This is a genomic window from Natrialba swarupiae (assembly GCF_008245225.1).
In the GTDB taxonomy this organism is placed as follows: domain Archaea; phylum Halobacteriota; class Halobacteria; order Halobacteriales; family Natrialbaceae; genus Natrarchaeobius; species Natrarchaeobius swarupiae.
This window is the reverse complement of sequence record NZ_VTAW01000016.1, coordinates 50,402-67,527: the sequence shown is the minus strand read 5'-3', so window position 1 is coordinate 67,527 and position 17,126 is coordinate 50,402. Positions and strand designations below refer to the sequence as shown.

General features: G+C 62.5%; 17 protein-coding genes and 2 pseudogenes. 12 read left to right on the top strand and 7 right to left on the bottom strand.

What is annotated here, in order from left to right; translation table 11 throughout:
- Positions 1 to 107 precede the first annotated feature (107 nt).
- From FYC77_RS13005 to FYC77_RS12990, 5 genes are all read right to left on the bottom strand, one after another.
- Positions 108 to 836, bottom strand: coding sequence for a DICT sensory domain-containing protein (locus FYC77_RS13005; protein ID WP_149081929.1), 729 nt, complete (start codon positions 834 to 836; stop codon positions 108 to 110).
- Positions 836 to 1,378, bottom strand: a complete 543-nt coding sequence (locus FYC77_RS13000; RefSeq protein WP_149081928.1) for a DUF7344 domain-containing protein — start codon at positions 1,376 to 1,378, stop codon at positions 836 to 838. The genes FYC77_RS13005 and FYC77_RS13000 overlap by 1 nt, the downstream gene beginning before the upstream one ends.
- Before the next feature lie 148 nt (positions 1,379 to 1,526).
- Positions 1,527 to 1,802, bottom strand: a complete 276-nt coding sequence (locus FYC77_RS12995; protein WP_149081927.1) for a PadR family transcriptional regulator — start codon at positions 1,800 to 1,802, stop codon at positions 1,527 to 1,529.
- Positions 1,803 to 2,343: 541 nt separating this feature from the next.
- On the bottom strand, positions 2,344 to 2,490 hold the full coding sequence (locus FYC77_RS20495; protein ID WP_200840386.1) for a hypothetical protein: 147 nt from the start codon (positions 2,488 to 2,490) through the stop codon (positions 2,344 to 2,346).
- Between the two features lie 371 nt (positions 2,491 to 2,861).
- The gene (locus FYC77_RS12990) at positions 2,862 to 3,515 is read right to left on the bottom strand and encodes a hypothetical protein (protein WP_149081926.1); all 654 of its coding nucleotides are present in this window, start codon (positions 3,513 to 3,515) and stop codon (positions 2,862 to 2,864) included.
- Between the two features lie 124 nt (positions 3,516 to 3,639).
- Here FYC77_RS12990 and FYC77_RS12985 point away from each other — a divergent pair, with 124 nt between their 5' ends.
- Positions 3,640 to 3,837 (top strand): hypothetical protein, encoded by a 198-nt coding sequence (locus tag FYC77_RS12985; RefSeq protein WP_149081925.1) that lies wholly within the window; start codon positions 3,640 to 3,642, stop codon positions 3,835 to 3,837.
- A gap of 38 nt (positions 3,838 to 3,875) precedes the next feature.
- Positions 3,876 to 4,601 (top strand): DUF7117 family protein, encoded by a 726-nt coding sequence (locus tag FYC77_RS12980; RefSeq protein WP_149081924.1) that lies wholly within the window; start codon positions 3,876 to 3,878, stop codon positions 4,599 to 4,601.
- A gap of 27 nt (positions 4,602 to 4,628) precedes the next feature.
- Here FYC77_RS12980 and FYC77_RS12975 read toward each other — a convergent pair whose 3' ends face one another.
- Positions 4,629 to 5,522 (bottom strand): bifunctional methylenetetrahydrofolate dehydrogenase/methenyltetrahydrofolate cyclohydrolase, encoded by an 894-nt coding sequence (locus FYC77_RS12975; RefSeq protein WP_149081923.1) that lies wholly within the window; start codon positions 5,520 to 5,522, stop codon positions 4,629 to 4,631.
- 166 nt (positions 5,523 to 5,688) lie between these two features.
- Here FYC77_RS12975 and glyA point away from each other — a divergent pair, with 166 nt between their 5' ends.
- From glyA to FYC77_RS12945, 6 genes and pseudogenes are all read left to right on the top strand, one after another.
- Positions 5,689 to 6,936 (top strand): serine hydroxymethyltransferase, encoded by a 1,248-nt coding sequence (glyA, locus tag FYC77_RS12970; RefSeq protein ID WP_149081922.1) that lies wholly within the window; start codon positions 5,689 to 5,691, stop codon positions 6,934 to 6,936.
- A gap of 352 nt (positions 6,937 to 7,288) precedes the next feature.
- The gene (locus tag FYC77_RS12965) at positions 7,289 to 9,397 is read left to right on the top strand and encodes a hypothetical protein (RefSeq protein ID WP_149081921.1); all 2,109 of its coding nucleotides are present in this window, start codon (positions 7,289 to 7,291) and stop codon (positions 9,395 to 9,397) included.
- A gap of 516 nt (positions 9,398 to 9,913) precedes the next feature.
- A complete protein-coding gene (gene tbsP, locus FYC77_RS12960) occupies positions 9,914 to 10,732 on the top strand; it encodes a transcriptional regulator TbsP (protein ID WP_149081920.1) in 819 nt (272 codons plus the stop codon).
- A 274-nt stretch (positions 10,733 to 11,006) separates the two neighbouring features.
- Positions 11,007 to 11,711: an RNase P subunit p30 family protein gene (locus tag FYC77_RS12955; protein ID WP_149081919.1), complete on the top strand. Its 705-nt coding sequence runs from the start codon at positions 11,007 to 11,009 to the stop codon at positions 11,709 to 11,711.
- Positions 11,695 to 12,408: a class I SAM-dependent methyltransferase gene (locus FYC77_RS12950; RefSeq protein ID WP_149081918.1), complete on the top strand. Its 714-nt coding sequence runs from the start codon at positions 11,695 to 11,697 to the stop codon at positions 12,406 to 12,408. The genes FYC77_RS12955 and FYC77_RS12950 overlap by 17 nt, the downstream gene beginning before the upstream one ends.
- A gap of 4 nt (positions 12,409 to 12,412) precedes the next feature.
- Positions 12,413 to 12,754 (top strand): annotated as a pseudogene (locus FYC77_RS12945) (Rpp14/Pop5 family protein); the annotation flags it as partial.
- Positions 12,755 to 12,776: 22 nt separating this feature from the next.
- Here the strand turns inward: FYC77_RS12945 and FYC77_RS12940 are convergent.
- Positions 12,777 to 13,355, bottom strand: a complete 579-nt coding sequence (locus tag FYC77_RS12940) for a CPBP family intramembrane glutamic endopeptidase (RefSeq protein WP_149081916.1) — start codon at positions 13,353 to 13,355, stop codon at positions 12,777 to 12,779.
- A 261-nt stretch (positions 13,356 to 13,616) separates the two neighbouring features.
- Between FYC77_RS12940 and FYC77_RS20735 the strand changes: the two are divergent.
- From FYC77_RS20735 to hflX, 4 genes and pseudogenes are all read left to right on the top strand, one after another.
- Positions 13,617 to 13,778: pseudogene (locus FYC77_RS20735) on the top strand (Rpp14/Pop5 family protein); the annotation flags it as partial.
- Positions 13,779 to 13,782: 4 nt separating this feature from the next.
- Positions 13,783 to 14,547, top strand: coding sequence for an archaeal proteasome endopeptidase complex subunit alpha (gene psmA, locus FYC77_RS12930; RefSeq protein ID WP_149081915.1), 765 nt, complete (start codon positions 13,783 to 13,785; stop codon positions 14,545 to 14,547).
- A gap of 190 nt (positions 14,548 to 14,737) precedes the next feature.
- Positions 14,738 to 15,463, top strand: a complete 726-nt coding sequence (locus FYC77_RS12925; RefSeq protein WP_149081914.1) for a ribosome assembly factor SBDS — start codon at positions 14,738 to 14,740, stop codon at positions 15,461 to 15,463.
- Between the two features lie 268 nt (positions 15,464 to 15,731).
- Positions 15,732 to 17,042: a GTPase HflX gene (gene hflX / locus FYC77_RS12920; protein WP_149081913.1), complete on the top strand. Its 1,311-nt coding sequence runs from the start codon at positions 15,732 to 15,734 to the stop codon at positions 17,040 to 17,042.
- Positions 17,043 to 17,126: the final 84 nt, after the last annotated feature.

The window sequence follows — 17,126 nt, the reverse complement described above, 5'->3', positions numbered from 1 at the left end:
AGTTCTTGCGCACTCGCGATCCAGGCGGCGGGTGTGCCGGTCCATCGGGACAGCAATCCGTGCGAGACGGAACACGTGTCGCTCCACAGCAGCGAGTCCGGCCGCCGTCACCCGAGGTCGTACGTCGACTCGAGATCCTCGAGGAGGTCGTCGACGATCTCCGGATCGTACGTCCAGAACCCGTAGTACCGGTCTGGGCCCCGTTGCTCGGCGACCAGCGCACACTTCTGGAGGGCGTTTTCGGCGCCATCGAAGACGAGAAACCAGACGTCGCCGATCTCCCCGTCTGCGTCGGTGACGACGGTGACGTCGTCGAACGGATCGTCCCACTCGTCGTCGATGAAGACGGTGACCGTCACCGACCTGTGGGTCGCGAGCCGTTCGTAGACGTCTTTCTGATCGGCGAGAGCGTCCCGTCGTTGGAATCCCACGTACAGCGTTCCGCCACCGACACGCCAGGCGCGCTCTTCGATCTCGCGAGCCGCTGTGAGCATCTGACGGCGATCGTAGGCGCTGAACACGGTGTTCTCGAGGAAGTCGAACAGTTCGCGCGTCTCGACGGCGGCGTCCGTGAACTCCCACGACGGGTTGATCTCCGGCGAGAGGATCGCATCGAACTGCTCGATCCCGAGTGCACCGCGGAACTCGCCGTCGCCACTACGGACGACCACAAATCCAGTCACGTCCAGCGCACCCAGCGACCGGTGTGAGACGTCGACGTTTCGGGTTTCGAACTGCGTCGCCAGCTCGTCGGCGATCTCGGGATCGTCCGTGTAGACCTCGAGTCGCTTTCGACGTCGTTCGACGGCGTCGATGGCGTCGCGTAGCCCCATCATCACTCCGTTTCGACGTCCATACACGAGTAGATTGCCGGCGGGATCGAGACGTCGTCGACGGTGCCGTCTTCGGGGTGAAACGCGAGGAGGCCGTGGTGGTCCAGTCGAGGAAGCGTCGCGTGATAGAGGGAGATCCGTGCGTTCTCGTAGTCGGCCTCCGTCGCGATCGTTCCCGTCTCGGTCGCGGGCACGGCTGCGAGGACCGCAGCGAGTCGAGGAAGCGTCGTCTCCGAACGACCGCGCAAGAATCGGATGGTCGTTCGCACGTCGTCGTCCGCGATCAGACGGAAGACCTGATCGGCGGAGAGATCGACGGCAGCCGACTCGAGTTCGGCGACGATATCGAAGTACTCGTCCATGCGGGACAGTCGCCCTCCGCCGTTGTAAGGTAAATAGATGACGAACGGTAGGATGGCGAACTCCGCCGTCGAGCGCATCCCCTCGCGCTCGAGGCCGAGAAACAGTTCGAGCGTCCTCGCCAACGCGATTCGGACGATCGCCTCGTCGAGTGGCCATCCGCCCTGCACCAGGGCTCCGTTCACTCGACGTTCTTCCATTCGACTGCCCATGACAACGAGTTACGTGGTTACGGCGGCAATCGACGTCCGACCCGCCAGAACTACACAGACGTAGCGCTCAACGGTAGTCGATCGTTCGAATCCGCCAAAAGTAACACTCGAGTGACTGTAATCAGAGGTCGACGTACTGGGATTCCCACTCACGCCGGGCCTCGAGTTCACGCCGACCGCGACGAGTAAGCGTGTAAAAGTTCGTCCGGCGGTCGCGACGGCCCTTCTCGACCAGGCCCTTGTCGACGAGGGTGTCGAGGTTGGGGTAGAGTCGCCCGTGGTGGATTTCTTTCTCGTAGTACTCCTCGAGTTCTTCTTTGATCGCCAGTCCATGGGGTTCATCCTCGCCAGCGATGACGAACAGCAAGTCACGCTGGAATCCTGTCAGGTCGTACATTGGGAAAGTACCACTCGTACTTACTGTCGAATTTTAATAAGGCTATCGGGTTGCTATGATCGAAACCGGGATATTGCCCGCAACAAAACGCTATCCAGCCCGAGAGAAATGATAACGGCCATGATGAGTAGATCCGCAACCCACACCTAACACGGAGTTCATGTTTACAGTACGTTCATTATCTCTCGGGATAATTATATCGTGTTTGCAACCACTCGATCGCAACACTGTAACGATATCCGGGACTCGAGTCGAGCGTTGACTCACCGGTACAAGATACGCGAGCATCGGCTCACCGGTACAAGATACGGAAACAGGAAAGCAGATCGCGTGACGGAAAAAGTCACGCGATCGCTTGCCGCCCTGAATTGGTCCCCGCTGACGCTTCGGCCCTCCAAGCGAAGCGTCAACAGAAAGATTTCGCTGGTTCCTCTTAAAGGTAACGACACACTCTCGGAACGTGATATGTCTGTGAGGCGTTTGTGGCCACTCGAGGACCTGCGTGATTGCTTCGGTCACCCGCCGTCGCTCCGAGGCGCGATCACATGTGCTCTTCTTCGAGAACCCACCCGAGTGCGCGTTTATAGTGGGTAAACATCGATTCGACGCCGTCGTGGCGCATCTCTTCGCTCTCGAGTTGTTCTTTCAGAAACTCGTATTGCTCGCGGATCTCCGCTTCGTCGCGCATACCGAGAGATGGACGACGAGGGACAAAAGCCCGCGGGAGCAGGTCCTCGGGTATCGGCGTCACGACGGTGGCGACGATAATCCGCGGGGGTGACTCGAGTTGCAAGTCAGTCGCTCTCCTGGGGCTGGCACCCACGAGACGACCTCGAGTTCGCGACCGACGTCTCGCTGTCTTCTGTCCGACAGTGTCGGCCAACGGATGTCAAAAATGCGTGGTTCGAACGTCACCCGTGTCGCTCGAGGCGTGGGTGATCGTCGAGGATGGTTCCGGTCCGAAACGGTGGCGAAACGCGATCGGGTCTGATCGTGAGACGGGACACGGCCGAGTACCATCGGGAAACCGAACCCGATCCGTTAGCGGTGTTCGATCGCTTAGACCCCGTCGTCCTCGTCGTCTTCGCCGTCGTCCATCTCGTCGTCTTCCTCGCCGAGCGTGAGCGTGATCTCCTCGTCGGCGCCGTCGATCTCGACCTCGTCTACGGCCTGCTCGCCTTCGTATTCGGCACCGACCGCGTATTCGCCGTCCTCGAGGTCCTCGAACTCGGCCTGTCCGTCCTCGTCGGTTTCTTCTTCCCACTCTTCGGCGTCTTCGTCGTCGTCCATCTCGTCGTCTTCGTCATCTTCCATCGCATCGTCATCCTCGTCGTCCATCTCGTCGTCTTCGTCGTCCATCTCGTCGTCTTCGTCGTCCTCCATCGCATCGTCGTCCTCGTCGTCTTCGTCGTCTAATCCGTCTTCCTGAAGCTCGACGGTCGCCCCTTCGACGGGTTCGGCCTCGTCGTCCTCGACGGTGACCGTCAGCGTGTACGTCTCGGCTTCGTCTTCTTCTTCGTCCGGATCTTCCTCTTCGTCCTCGTCCATCGGATCTTCTTCTTCGTCCGGATCTTCCTCCTCTGCGGGGTCGTCGTCCATCGCGTCGTCTTCTTCCTCGCCGGGACCTTCGTCGGCACATCCGGCCAGAACGAGCGCACTTGCTGTACCTGCCGCAGCGATGAACTTCCGCCTGTTGAATCTGGGGTGGGACATATTCCTGGATAGAACGTTCCCGCTGGTTTCAGTGCGGCCTGCAGTTGCCGTACGTTAATCACCTGTGGAACGTCGTGTTTCGTCCAGTGACGATCCTCGAATCGGGACAGTTGCAGCAATCCGTATGATTCGCCGGCGGCTCGAGGCTCGTGCGATCAGATCCCGGCTCGACGGTTTCTACGGAACCGTCGACGCGATCTCGAGCGATAGACGAACGCTCGCCGTCGCGACGGTGTACGCTCACTGTAGCATCCGCTTTCTGATGTTCCCCGTCTATCTCGGCGGCGTGGCCGCTGGCGGGCTCACGATCGGCCGCCCGTGATCAGTGGGACTTTCCGCTCGGCCGGCCTAGCGTGGCTCATGAAGATTCGCGGGGAACGCGAGTGCACCGAGTGTGGCACCCGCTGGTCGTACTACGAGACCGGAAGCATCGGCTGTCCCGCCTGTGGAAGCCTCCACAGCGTCGGTCTCGACGAGCGAACCGAACACACGGATCTCCGCGTCGAGTTCGATCTCACTCCGGTCCGCGCCGACATCGACGAGGGGGCGACCGACGAACTCGCCGAGCGGGCTCGAGACCGCTGTCGCGAGTACGTCCGCCGTCGCGGATTCGTCAACGCCGGCGATCTCCGTGACCTCGACGACACCTATCTCGCGGCGACCGAACTGCTCCACGTCGCCGATATCGTCGTCCGCGAACGCGATCTCGAGGAACGCGAAGCGCTGTACTTCCTCTCGCTGTTGCGCGACGCCGACGACGACGAGCGCCCGCCGCCCGACGGGGTTCCGCGGACGCTGCGGGCGGGCCGCGGACTCGCCTACGCCAACGCGGTCAGGGAGTACCGCCGGGAGATCCGAACCTGGGCCGACGACCGCGAGCTTACGGCGGCCGAACGAACCGCCCTCGAGACGCTCGGCGAACACGTCAAACGCGTTCGGATGCTCGACGGCGACGTCAGTCCACGGACGGCAGAACGGCTGGTTCAGGCCACACGCGAGCTCGCGAACGGAGTCCGCGGCGACGAACTGGCCGTCATGAAGGCCCAAGACCGACTCGAGGAGTTGGAAGCCGGCAGCCTCGAGTAACGAAACGGAGACTCGAAAAACGACGGGTTAGGGCAGGTCGACGTCGACTCCTTCCTGTAAACTCGCTGCCTTCACCGTATTATAGAGCAACATCGCACGCGTCATCGGGCCGACGCCGCCGGGAACGGGCGTGATCGCGCTCGCTTTCTCCTTTGTGCTCTCGAACTCGACGTCGCCGACGAGTTCGTACCCCTTCTCGGTGTCGGCGTCGACGCGGTTGACGCCGACGTCGATCACGACCGCGCCGTCGTCGATCATCGAGCCGTCGACGAGTTCGGGGACGCCGACAGCGGCGACGACGACGTCGGCGCTCCGGGTCTTTGCCGCCAGATCCTGGGTTCGAGAGTGACAGACCGTCACCGTGGCGTTGCCGTCCTCGGCTTTCTGGATCAGCAGGTTCGCGAGCGGTTTGCCGACGATGTCCGACCGGCCGACGATCGTCACGTCTGCCCCCTCGAGATCGACTCCGGCGGACTCGAGGAGCTTCTGGACGCCGTGTGGTGTACAGGGACGGAAGCGGGCGTCACCGGCGACGAGCCGACCGACGTTCTCGGGGTGGAAGCCGTCGACGTCCTTCGCGGGATCGACCCGGCGGATGACCTCGCGGTAGTCGACGTGATCCGGGACGGGTGCCTGGACGATATAGCCGTGTACGTCATCGTTTTCGTTCAGCGCGGCGATCTCGTCGAACAGCTCCTCCGCCGGGGCGTCGCCGTCGACATCGACGTGAACGCTCTCGATGCCGACCTCCTCGCAGTCGCGCTGTTTCATGTTCACGTACGTCTCGCTGGCCGGGTCGTCGCCCATCAACACGGTCGCGAGGCCGGGTCGCGACCCGGCGTTCGCGAGCGTCTCGATGGCGTCTGTCAAGTCGTCGCGTATCTCGCTCGCGACGGCGTTGCCGTCGATGATCTCGGTCATTACTCGAGTCCCCGACCGCGAGGCTATTCAACCCTCGGATTCGTGCTCAGATACCTTCCCTTTTCGCGGAAAATGCACACGATCGTGGATAATACCGGGCTGGAACTAGTGGCTCCACTTGCCGCGGAAGGGTACACTTATGCGGCCGACGACCCCCACATCGGACATGGAACACGAGCACGTTCGGGACGTCGATCCCGCCGTCGCCGATGCACTCGAGTCGGAAGTCGACCGCCAGCGATCGTCGCTCCAGATGATCGCGAGCGAGAACCACGCCAGCCGTGCGGTCATCGACGCGCAGGGAAGCGCGCTGACGAACAAGTACGCGGAGGGCTACCCCGGCTCGCGTTACTACGGCGGCTGTGAGTACGCAGACGAGGTCGAACAGCTGGCCATCGACCGCGCCACTGAGCTCTTCGGTGCCGAGCACGTCAACGTCCAGCCTCACTCGGGCACACAGGCCAACCAGGCCGTCTACTTCGCGATGCTCGAGCCAGGCGACAAGATTCTCTCGCTTGACCTAACCCACGGCGGCCACCTCAGCCACGGCCACCCGGCGAACTTCGTCGGCCAGTTCTACGAGGTCGAACAGTACGAGGTCGACCCCGACACGGGTTACGTCGACTACGACGGGCTGGCCGAGCAGGCCGCCGAGTTCGAGCCCGATATCATCGTCTCGGGCTACTCCGCGTACCCGCGTGAGATCGAGTGGGACCGCATCCAGAACGCCGCCGACGATGTCGACGCCTTGCACCTCGCAGACATCGCCCACATCACGGGTCTGGTCGCCGCCGGCGTCCACCCCTCGCCGGTCGGAGTCGCCGACTTCGTCACCGGTTCGACACACAAGACCATCCGCGCCGGTCGAGGCGGTATCGTCATGTGCGACGAGGAGTACGCCGACGACGTCGACTCGGCCGTCTTCCCCGGCGGTCAGGGCGGCCCACTCATGCACAACGTCGCCGGCAAGGCCGTCGGCTTCGAGGAGGCCCTCCAGCCCGCGTTCGAGACCTACGCCGAACAGACCGTCGCGAACGCGAAGGCACTCGGCGAGAGTCTCGCCGAAAACGGCTTCTCGCTCGTCTCCGACGGGACGGACAACCACCTCGTGCTCGTTGACCTCCGCGAGAGCCACCCTGACACTTCCGGCGGTGACGCCGAAGAGGCACTCGAGGAGGCCGGTATCGTCTTGAACGGGAACACGGTGCCCGGCGAGACGCGCTCGGCGTTCGATCCCTCGGGCATCCGCGCGGGCACGCCCGCGTTGACGACTCGCGGCTTCGACGAGGACGACTGTCGCACGGTCGCCGATCTGATCACTCGCGTCGTCGACGCCCCCGAGGACGACGACGTCGTCGCCGAGGTCCGCGAGGAAGTCGAGCAGTTGTGTGCGGCGAACCCGCTCTACGAGTAACGCGAGTCTCGCGAGCATCGTTTTTTCCCGGACTGCCCGTCGTGTCCGTCGCTGAACTCGGGCTCGAGGGCGAGTTCGATTTCGTCCTCACTGCCAGCAGTGTCAGCACGGAGTGGGACGTTTCGGAGCCGGATACTGCTGATCCGTAGCAGCGATCGGTTCGCCTCGAGTTCGCCACCGCTTCCGTCCGAAGCGCCACGGATCGGTAGACGATTCTGTAATCGAACGATTGCAACCCAAGACTAACAGCCGATACTAATTAATCAAGAACGACTCGTCGTTCGATCTAACCCGACAACTGAGGTGACTTTCCGATACAACTAACTTATCGGGGTGACATTCGCCGTATCGAATGATAGAGTGGGAGGTGGGAACCCACGCTCTCCGCGTAACGGACGTGGACAACGCCGAACTGGTCGTCGTCGGTGACGATCTCGGCGTCGATGGCGGTGGTTCCGACGTTCCACGGCCGGTCGACGAGACTGTCGCTGCGACGGCGAGCGAACTTCGATTCCCCCACGCCGTAGTGTACGCGTTTTCGCTCGATTCCGACGAGCGGTACGAACTCGAGGACGCCGGAGGGACGATCTCGCTTTCCTCCGGCGAGTACGTCGTCGACGTCGATACGGACATCAAAACGTATCTCCGGTTTTCGGGCCCTGCACGGATCGAACGTTCCGCGGGCTTCGATTCGATCGTCGTTAGCTTTCCGACTCGAACGCCGATCCAACTCGGCTTTCGGAGCCGCCACGAACTGCCGGCGGCAACGATCACCGTCCCCGACTCCCCCGAGGCCGTCGCCGAAGCACTGACCCATCTGTCCTCCTCACAGAAGACGACCGGCCCGAATCGCACGTATCCGACGCTTCGGGGCCACCCGCCGCTTTTCGAACCGGGTGAATCCCTCGAGATTCCCGACCACGTTCGAGGCGAGACACCGAACTCAGGCGTCGAGTTGCTCGTTCCGCCGACGTACGAGAGCCTGCTCGTCACCGCGCCGCTTGCGTACTATCTGCAGGCGACCGTTCGAACCCTGCCGGATGCCGGCATCGCCCACGAACCCGAGAGCCCCCGCCTTCGACTTCCCGCCGTCGGCGTCGACAGACGCCTCGAGCCGATGCCCGAACTCGAACGCGACGTGGAGCGACTCCTCCGAAAGACGTTTTTCCTCGACTGTCTGGTCCGCAACGCCGGTCCGTACGGGACGAAACTCGCGGCGACCAGCTTGCTGGATGCACTCGAACTCGATCCGACGACGCTGTACGAGGCGTCACCACAGCGTCGCCTCTCGACGTACCTCGAGGTTCCGTACGCAGCGGTCGAACACAGGCTCCCGGACTGGCATCTCTCGACGTACCTCGAGCCCGGCTACGATCGTCTCGAGACGATACCGTTCCTGCTCGACCGTCTGAGCATGATCTATACGCCCCGAACGTCCGAACTCGACGGCAAGGAGCTGGTCGAACGATCGCTCGAGGACTTCTACCGTGGCGACACGGACCCGTCGGTCGACGGACGCGCGAGCACAGGCCAGGTCGCGTCGGTCGATATCGTCAAGCCGGAGCTGAGGAACGGACGAGTTCACGGCTGGCTCGCCGACGGCGTGCCGATCGACGTCTTCAAGTGTGCGTCCGAGGCCTACCAGAACCGACTCGAGTACGTCGAACGGACGAGCGATTCCATCTCGGTTCAGGTCGTCCTGAACGATCCGGAGATGAGTGGCGAACACGACAGCGTCGCCGAAATCTATCGCCAGCGCTCCGAGGTGTTGCCGATGCACGTGACCGTCGAGGAATCGCTTCGAACCGCGGATCTCGCCCGGACCTTCGAGGCGAGCCACGACTTCATCCACTACATCGGCCACTGCGAGACCGACGGACTTCGGTGTTCGGATGGCTATCTTTCGACTTCGAGTCTCGACCGCTGTAACGCCCAGACGTTCTTTCTCAACGCGTGTGGCTCCTTTTTCGAGGGACAGACGCTGATCGAAAAGGGAAGCGTCGCGGGCGCGGTGACGTTCACCAAGGTGTTGAACGACCACGCGGTCAAGGTCGGCTCGACGTTCGCCAAACTCCTCGTTCACGGCTTCAGCATCGAACGAGCGATGTGTCTCGCTCGCAGGCGAATCATGATGGGGAAAGATTACGCCGTCGTCGGCGACGGAACCCACTCGCTCATCCAGGGCGAACACCGGCTGCCGACGACGGTGACAATCGAGGAACTCGAGGACACCGACGATCAGTTCCTGGTTACGTTCGACTGTTACTCGACGGAGGCCACTGGTGCGTACTACTTCCCGCACACGACGGACAACGAGTACGCCTACCTCTGTGGTCGGGAATCGAGCTTTACGCTCTCCCGGTCGGAACTCGCTTGCGTCCTCGAAGAGACGGAGGCGTCCGTGATATACGACGGCGACGTATACTGGTCCGAAGAACTCTCGACCCGGTTCGATTCCTGACGCTACGGGCCGCCGTACGTACTGACTCGCTTCGCCCGCATCGTACGACGACCAACCCGCTGATCGTCCGCCAGAGGTGGCGACCCCTGGCCGTCGACGGTCTCGAGGGAATTCCACTGGAACTGATCGGAGCGAACACCCATACGATACTGTAATAAAATGACACAGACATATAGTTATTGTCAACTATGTGTTTCTTGCCCAACTGGTTTGAACGGTCACGAAATCTGCCCGAACGAGGTCGATCGGTGAGTCGATGTCACGTTTCAGGTCGGGCAGATCTGCCTGGGTTTCGTGGTAACTACCGAGGAACGCGAGAACGACGTTCCGCCAACGCGCAGTCGAACGGTATTCGGCTGCCAACCCCGACGATGTATTGTTACCGCGACGCGAGTGTCGTCGACAAAATAATATGTTATCCCTCAAAAATTACCGGTACAGGCTAAGACGAGAAGTTCTGCTGTGAGAACGGCCAGCAAAATTAAGTGAGACGGGCACATTTACTTGTGCATAGGCATGACCTCGAATTTACTCAACCATCAAATTGACGATATCCTCGAGTCGGTTCTCGAGGATGCCAGTGGGGACGTCTACATGATCAACCCATCCCGGGACGCCATCGAAGAGTTCGTAACCGTCGCCACCGAGTTCGACGGCTCCGCTCCGTCGGTTCGCATGCTCGCCGACGAACGGACGCTGAAAGACGTCATGGACGACTTCATCGTCGCGTCGAACGCTGCCGACCTCATCGCCGACGACACCCTCTCGCTTCGCACCATCGACGAAGCCCCGGAGAACTCGCTTCTGATCACCGACGACCGCGTCGTCGCCGTCGTCCACGCCGGCGACCGTGTCGGCGGACTCGGCACCGACGACGGGGGATTCGTTGAGGATACCGCCGAGACGTACGCCGAACGCTGGGAGGACGCCGCTGCGTTCAACCTCCGGACGCCGCCGATTACGGACGTCCGCGATACCCTCTCCGAAGAGATCAGTCCCGATGCCGAAGACGACTTCACGGCGATCCTCAGCTCCCTCGAGACCGCCCGCGGCGACGGCGATGGTCTCGACGAAGTCACCATCTCGCTGCTCGTCGCGGCGAAAAACGAGGCGCTGCTCTACGACATCAGCAAGTGGGGCGAGGACGTCGGTATCGCCTCCAAGGCCACGTTCTCGCGAACGAAGACCAAACTCGAGGACATGGGCCTGATCGACACCGAGAAGGTCCCGATCGACGTCGGCCGGCCGCGTCTCCGACTCAAGATCGGCGACGACCGCCTCCGAGAGGCGGACAACGGCCAGCTCGCGACGGTCGCACAGTCGATTCTCAACTGAAACCGAACTTTTGCTCTGCGGGCGCGGCTTCGCCGTGCCCCCGGCAACATATCGAAAGACCGCGAGCGCTTTTTCGTACCTCGCGGGATCTTCGATCCCGCTTAGCTCCGATGAAAAGCACCGGAAGACGCTCGCGTCTTCCGAGCTCTCGTTCGCTTCCGCTCACGAGAACACTCCTCCTTCCGGCCGTCGGCTCCGTCGTCCCGAGTCGACAACCGATTTCGTCCCGTCGCGTGACGCAAACCCCAAGTTTCCCCCGCGAGCAGAGTCGGGTATGTACGAGGCCGTCCACGCCCACCCCGACGGACAGAGCACGGTCGAGCGGCTCGCGGAGACGGCGGCCGACTACGGCTTCGAGGGCGTGGTCGTGCGCAACCACTCGAGCGCTCGAGCGGAGTACGACGCCGAAAAGATCGCCGACGAGGCCGGGATCGACGTGGTCTGCGGCGTCGAGGTTCGAGCCGACGATCCACAGCAGGCAAGCGGCGCAGTCGGAAACCACCGGACCGACGAGACGATCGTCGCCCTCGAGGGCGGGACGAACGCGCTGAACCGGTTCGCCGTCGAGAACGACAAGGTCGACGTCCTCGCGGACCCGATGGCCGAAAGCGGTGACGTCAACCACGTGCTGGCGAAGGCGGCCGCAGAGAACGGGGTCCGATTCGAGTTCAACCTCGCCGGCGTCCTCCGAACCCACGGCGGACGGCGGGTTCGAACCATCCAGTCGCTTCGAAAGCTCGGCGAGATCGTCGACTACTACGACGCACCGTACGTCGTCAGCGCCGATCCAGCCTCACACCTCGAGCTTCGAGCGCCCCGCGAACTGCTCGCGGTGGGCGAGGAGATCGGCTTCTCGCGGGAGTTCGTCGAGGAGGGACTCGCGGAGTGGGGACGACTCGCCGAGCGAAACCGACACGTCCAGTCCGAGTCGTTCATTGAGCCGGGGGTCGAACGGGGGCGATATGAAGAAGAGCCGTGAGGAACACGCCGCCCGGTTCGACGAGATCGCGAGCGAGTACGACGACGAGGGTTCGGAGGAGTATCGCGCCTGCGCGAACCTCGTGATCGAACACGCCGCACCCGACGAGGACGACGTCGTTCTCGACCTCGGGACCGGCACGGGAGCGATCGCACTCGCGCTCGCCCCCGACGCCGAGTACGTCGTCGGACGCGACATCAGCGAGGGGATGCTCGAGGAGGCGCGGGCGAAAGCCGACGAGGCCGAACTCGAGAACGTCGAGTTCGGATACGGTAGCTTCCGAGAGCCGGAGTACGACGGCGACGTCGACGCCGAGTCCTCGGAGACGCCTCGATCCCACACTCGCTCCGCCGGCGTGGACGTCGTGACGTCGAACTTCGCGATGCACCACCTCTCGGACGAGGAAAAGCGGGAGGCCATCGCGGTGATCGCCGACGTAGAGCCCCAGAAATTCGTCCTCGGGGACGTGATGTTCTTCGGCGAACCCGATCCGAGCGAGCCGTTTTACTCGCCCGAGGTCGACGATCCGGCGACCGTCGGCGTCCTCGCGGACGCGTTCACCGACGCGGGCTTCTCGCTGACCGCCGTCGAGCGCGTCCACGGCCAGGTCGGCGTCCTCGTCGCCGAGCGAACGCCCTCCGCCGGGGAGAGGCCAGTCGACCGCGTAACCGAACTCGAGACCAGCGACGGCGAGTGAGTCGATGAAACACCTCCCGAAACATCTCCAGCCACGGTGGCGGTATCTCGCCATCGGCCTCGAGACCCGACCCGGGGAGTCGATCGACAGGCGGTCGTTCCAGCGGGAGTGTTGGTACGCGGGCCAGAACTTACTCGGCGATCCGGGGAGCGCTCGAGCGGATCTGCGCGTGATTCGATACGAGTTCGACGACGGGACCGGGGAAGCCATCGTTCGGGTCAGGCGGGGGGAAACCGATCCGGCTCGAGCGGCACTGGCCTGTATCGACGAGGTAGACGGTGTACCGGTCGGGCTCGTCGTCCGCGGTATCAGCGGGACGATCCGTGCGGCCGAAGAGAAGTTTCTCGACGGCTGAGTCAGGATCTCTCTCACCGGTGGTCCGACGTCCGGAACGAACCGACACGGGAGACGTTTCGATGGATTCGAACGCTGCCGTCGGTCAGCCGAACCCATCCGACGATCAACAGGGTCAACAGGATAGCCCGGACGACGAACACCTCGTATGGAACTGGCGCGTTCGCCTCCACGACGAGAATCGTCGGGAGTTCGATCCCCAGAAACGACTCTCGGATCGTGCTCACGAGAAAGAAACCGCCGAAGTGAACGCCGATGGACAGTCCGAGTTTTCCCGTTAGAACGTACGCCGCCGTGAAGGTAATCCCCATCAACCCGCTGGTGATCGGTTCGCGTACCGGATCTTCCCCGAGCGGGACGTGAAACAGCCCGAACACCACGAGACTCCCTGCGGCCGCGAGGACGACTGCTCGAGTCGGAATGATCGTCCGAAAACCCGTCGTCGTCGAGGGAAACCGTTCGTACGCACGGATCGTCGGCGATCCGGAGTCGCTACAATCGGTCGTCGACGACGTCCCGGCGAACTTCGAGTTAGACGTCAATCGGATCGAAACGTTCCCCGGCGCGCTGGAGGCCCCCGAACGGCGACTCACGCCGAAATCGCCTCGGAGGTCGGTGCGCCCCGAACACCGTTACGATGCATCTCCAGAAGGCCGAAGCGACGTTGATACCTGTCGTCGAAAAACGGATGACCGAGAGCTATCGAACACCGCCACGGTAGCGCCCGGGCGAAAGTATTGTCCCCTCGAGACCGTTCGGGTACCTCTCGTGAGAGGTGGTTCGGACGTGAATTCGTTCTCCGCGAACGATGGACACCTTGGGTCTTGTCCTACCGGCGACGGGCATCGTGGTAAGAAAACTATTTAGGACGCCGTGGGCAAGTCACGGAAGAGAGAAACGTCGTGTTCGGGAACGAGGAGCGAGTCGCCGTCTACCGTGATGGATCTACAGACGTGCGACTCGAGGAGACGTTCGCGGACGTGACAGACCTCGATTACGATTCAGATTTAGCGTGATACTATGCAGGGACAAGCCCAACAGCAGGCGTACGACCGAGGCATCACGATCTTCTCGCCGGACGGCCGACTCTACCAGGTCGAGTACGCCCGCGAGGCGGTCAAACGCGGCACGGCAAGTATCGGTGTGCGAACGACGGACGGCGTCGTACTCGCAGTCGACAAACGGGTCCCCTCGCCGCTTTTGGAGGACTCGAGCGTCGAGAAGATTCACAAAGCCGACGACCACATCGGCATCGCGAGTGCGGGTCACGTCGCCGACGCCCGCCAACTGATCGACTTTGCGCGTCGCCAGACGCAGGTCAACCAGCTTCGGTACGGCGAACCGATCGGCGTGGAGACGCTCACCAAAGAAGTCACCGACCACATCCAACAGTATACCCAGGTCGGCGGTGCCCGCCCGTTCGGCGTCGCGTTGATCGTCGGCGGGATCGAAAACGGGGAGCCGCGCCTGTTCGAGACCGATCCCTCGGGGACGCCCTACGAGTGGAAGGCGCTGGCCGTCGGTGCCGACCGGAGCGAACTCCAGGAGTATCTAGAGGAGAACTACGACGCGGAAGCCGACTTAGACGGCGGAATCGCGCTCGCCCTCGACGCGCTCGCGTCGGTCAACGACGGCTCGTTGCTCCCGAGTGAAGTCGGACTCGCGACCGTCGACGCCGAAACGGAGTCGTTCGAACAGTTCGACCAGGATCGGATCGGCGAGCACTTAGAGGAGAACGACCTCCTCGACGACGGCGACGAAGACGGCGACGAAGACGACGAGTAATCGTTCCCGTCTCTCCCGAACGACCTGCCTCGCCAAACCGACCGTTCTCGACGCGACTATCCGAGTGTACGGTCCGTTGTCGATCAGTGCCGACGAAATCACAACGATTCGTTCGTGCTTTCGCAGCGACACTGTGACAGCAATCCGTATCAGGAAAAGCTCTTTTACCCGGCCGTGGGTACTCCCGAGTATGATATCACTTGACGAGGCGGTGACAGCGCGACTCGAGTCACACGGGGCGCGCTTCGAAGTGTTGGTCGACCCCGACGCGGCGCTCGCGATCAAACGCGACGAGTTCGAGGACGATCTCGAGGACGTGATCGCCGCAGAAGACGTCTTCGAGGACGCCTCCCGGGGCGATCGTCCGGCGGAAGACGACCTCGAGACGGTCTTCGATACCACGGACCCACTCGAGATCATCCCCGAAGTTATCAAAGACGGAGAGATTCAGATCACGGCCGAGCAGCGCCGCGAGATGCAAGAACAGAAACGAAAACAGCTGATCGATACGATCGCGCGCAACGCGGTCAATCCGCAGATGGACAACGCTCCCCACCCTCCAGAGCGAATCGAGAACGCACTCGAGGAAGCGGGGTTTACGATCGATCCGATGGAACCGGTCGAAAACCAGGTCGACGACGCGCTCGACGACCTACGGCCCGTCATCCCGATCCGGTTCGAAGAGGTGACGATCGCCGTCCAACTTCCCGCGGAGCACGCCGGGAGCGCCCAGGCGAAGGTTCGCCAGTTCGGTGATCTAGAGCGCGAGGAGTGGCAACCCGACGGCTCGTGGATCGGTGTCTTGACCTTCCCGGCGGGAATGCAAAACGAGTTCTACGACACCGTCAACGAACACACGAGCGGCACCGCCGAAACCGAGATCATTAAGGACAAAGACGATCTGCGGACCCGGTAGCTCGGGCCACCGACCGATCCGTCACGCTGGTGGTGGGTCCACATCGAGCACGGGATTCAAGATGGTCCGACACGTACAGTACCCTATGACTCAGCGTCGAAACGTGGAGGTGTTCGACCGCCATCGATAGCGTGTTCGGGCATGTGAGATCCCGTTCTCACGATCCACCGTCCGCGAGTTCCCCTCGACCGAGAGGGGGCGGTCGTCGCAACGTCGAGCGATGCCGCTCGAGCGACTGCTTTCGCCCAGTTTCCGTCTCCGTACAGCCATGAGAGCGATCATCGCAAAACGCGTCGATTCCGGAACGCCCGACACGGACGAAATCCGCGAGCTCGCGGAGGCGGCGGGGTACACTGTCGTCGGAGAAGTAACGCAGTCACGGCGCGCGGACTCTGCGCTCCAGCTGGGTGAAGGGAAAGCTGAAGACCTCGCCGCGACGGTCGCGAAAACGGAGGCGACGACCGTCGTCTTCGACAACCGGCTCGGGCCGTACCAGACCTACAACCTCGGTCAGCTGTTGCCCGAGGGTGTCGAGGTCATCGACCGGTTTACGCTCATCCTCGAAATATTCGGTCAGCGGGCCCAGACGCGCAAGGCACAGCTCCAGGTCGAACTGGCCGAACTGCGATACGAACTGCCGCGTGCTGAGGCGAAGACGAGCCTCGCGAAACGGGACGAACACCCCGGGTTCATGGGCCTCGGCGAGTACGACGAGAGCCGTGAACGGGACATCAAAGCCCAGATCAGTCGGATCAACGACGAACTCGAGCAGATCGAGCAGACGGAGGAACACCGACGGGAGCGCCGTCGCGACTCCGGGTTCGACCTGGTCGCACTCGCCGGATATACGAACGCGGGTAAGTCGACGCTGCTGCGCCGGCTCTCGGAAGGACTCGACGTCGCCGAGAACGAGGGTCTCCACCCTGACCTCGATTCGACTGCCGAGTCCGAAGACAGGCTGTTTACGACTCTCGGGACGACGACCAGACGCGCAGCCATCGAGCCCCGTGACGTGTTGGTGACCGACACCGTCGGGTTCATCAGCGATCTCCCACATTGGCTCGTCGAGTCGTTCAAGTCGACGCTCGACTCCGTTTACCGGGCAGATCTCGTCTTGCTCGTCGTGGACGTTGGCGAGGATATCGACGAGATCCACGAAAAGCTCGTCACGAGCCACGACACCCTCTACGAGCGAAACGAGGCACCGATCGTCACCGTGTTGAACAAGATCGATCAGGTCGACGAGGCGGAACTCGCCGAAAAACGCGAGGCATTGTCGGGGCTCGCCCCGGACCCGGTCGCGGTCAGTGCACAGGAGGGAACCAACGTCGACGCCTTGCTCTCGCGAATCGACGACGAACTCCCAGACTGGAAACAGGAACGACTCGTGTTACCGATGACGGAGGATACGATGAGCGTGGTCTCCTGGATCCACGACAACGCGAACGTCGACGACGTCACCTACGGCGACGAGGACGTCCTCGTCGACTTTCAGGCTCGGCCGGCGGTGATCTCGCAGGCCCGTTCGCGTGCGAGCGAGTTACACGCCCCACCGACGGAGTCGACGGAAGCGTCGTAACGGCTGTTCGGAGTAACCGATTTTCAGCGGCCGTCGCCGCGCAACCACTTCCCTCACTTATAAATCGCAGAGACGACTCTGAAT

Excerpts from the sequence above, each read along its gene's own strand:
- FYC77_RS12995 (WP_149081927.1), bottom strand. The coding sequence starts at position 1,802 with ATGTACGACCTGACAGGATTCCAGCGTGACTTGCTGTTCGTCATCGCT.
- FYC77_RS12965 (WP_149081921.1), top strand. The coding sequence starts at position 7,289 with ATGATAGAGTGGGAGGTGGGAACCCACGCTCTCCGCGTAACGGACGTG.
- glyA (WP_149081922.1), top strand. The coding sequence starts at position 5,689 with ATGGAACACGAGCACGTTCGGGACGTCGATCCCGCCGTCGCCGATGCA.
- FYC77_RS12955 (WP_149081919.1), top strand. The coding sequence starts at position 11,007 with ATGTACGAGGCCGTCCACGCCCACCCCGACGGACAGAGCACGGTCGAG.
- FYC77_RS12990 (WP_149081926.1), bottom strand. The coding sequence starts at position 3,515 with ATGTCCCACCCCAGATTCAACAGGCGGAAGTTCATCGCTGCGGCAGGT.
- FYC77_RS12975 (WP_149081923.1), bottom strand. The coding sequence starts at position 5,522 with ATGACCGAGATCATCGACGGCAACGCCGTCGCGAGCGAGATACGCGAC.
- FYC77_RS20495 (WP_200840386.1), bottom strand. The coding sequence starts at position 2,490 with ATGCGCGACGAAGCGGAGATCCGCGAGCAATACGAGTTTCTGAAAGAA.
- psmA (WP_149081915.1), top strand. The coding sequence starts at position 13,783 with ATGCAGGGACAAGCCCAACAGCAGGCGTACGACCGAGGCATCACGATC.
- FYC77_RS12925 (WP_149081914.1), top strand. The coding sequence starts at position 14,738 with ATGATATCACTTGACGAGGCGGTGACAGCGCGACTCGAGTCACACGGG.
- FYC77_RS13005 (WP_149081929.1), bottom strand. The coding sequence starts at position 836 with ATGATGGGGCTACGCGACGCCATCGACGCCGTCGAACGACGTCGAAAG.
- FYC77_RS12980 (WP_149081924.1), top strand. The coding sequence starts at position 3,876 with ATGAAGATTCGCGGGGAACGCGAGTGCACCGAGTGTGGCACCCGCTGG.
- tbsP (WP_149081920.1), top strand. The coding sequence starts at position 9,914 with ATGACCTCGAATTTACTCAACCATCAAATTGACGATATCCTCGAGTCG.
- FYC77_RS12950 (WP_149081918.1), top strand. The coding sequence starts at position 11,695 with ATGAAGAAGAGCCGTGAGGAACACGCCGCCCGGTTCGACGAGATCGCG.
- hflX (WP_149081913.1), top strand. The coding sequence starts at position 15,732 with ATGAGAGCGATCATCGCAAAACGCGTCGATTCCGGAACGCCCGACACG.
- FYC77_RS12985 (WP_149081925.1), top strand. The coding sequence starts at position 3,640 with ATGATTCGCCGGCGGCTCGAGGCTCGTGCGATCAGATCCCGGCTCGAC.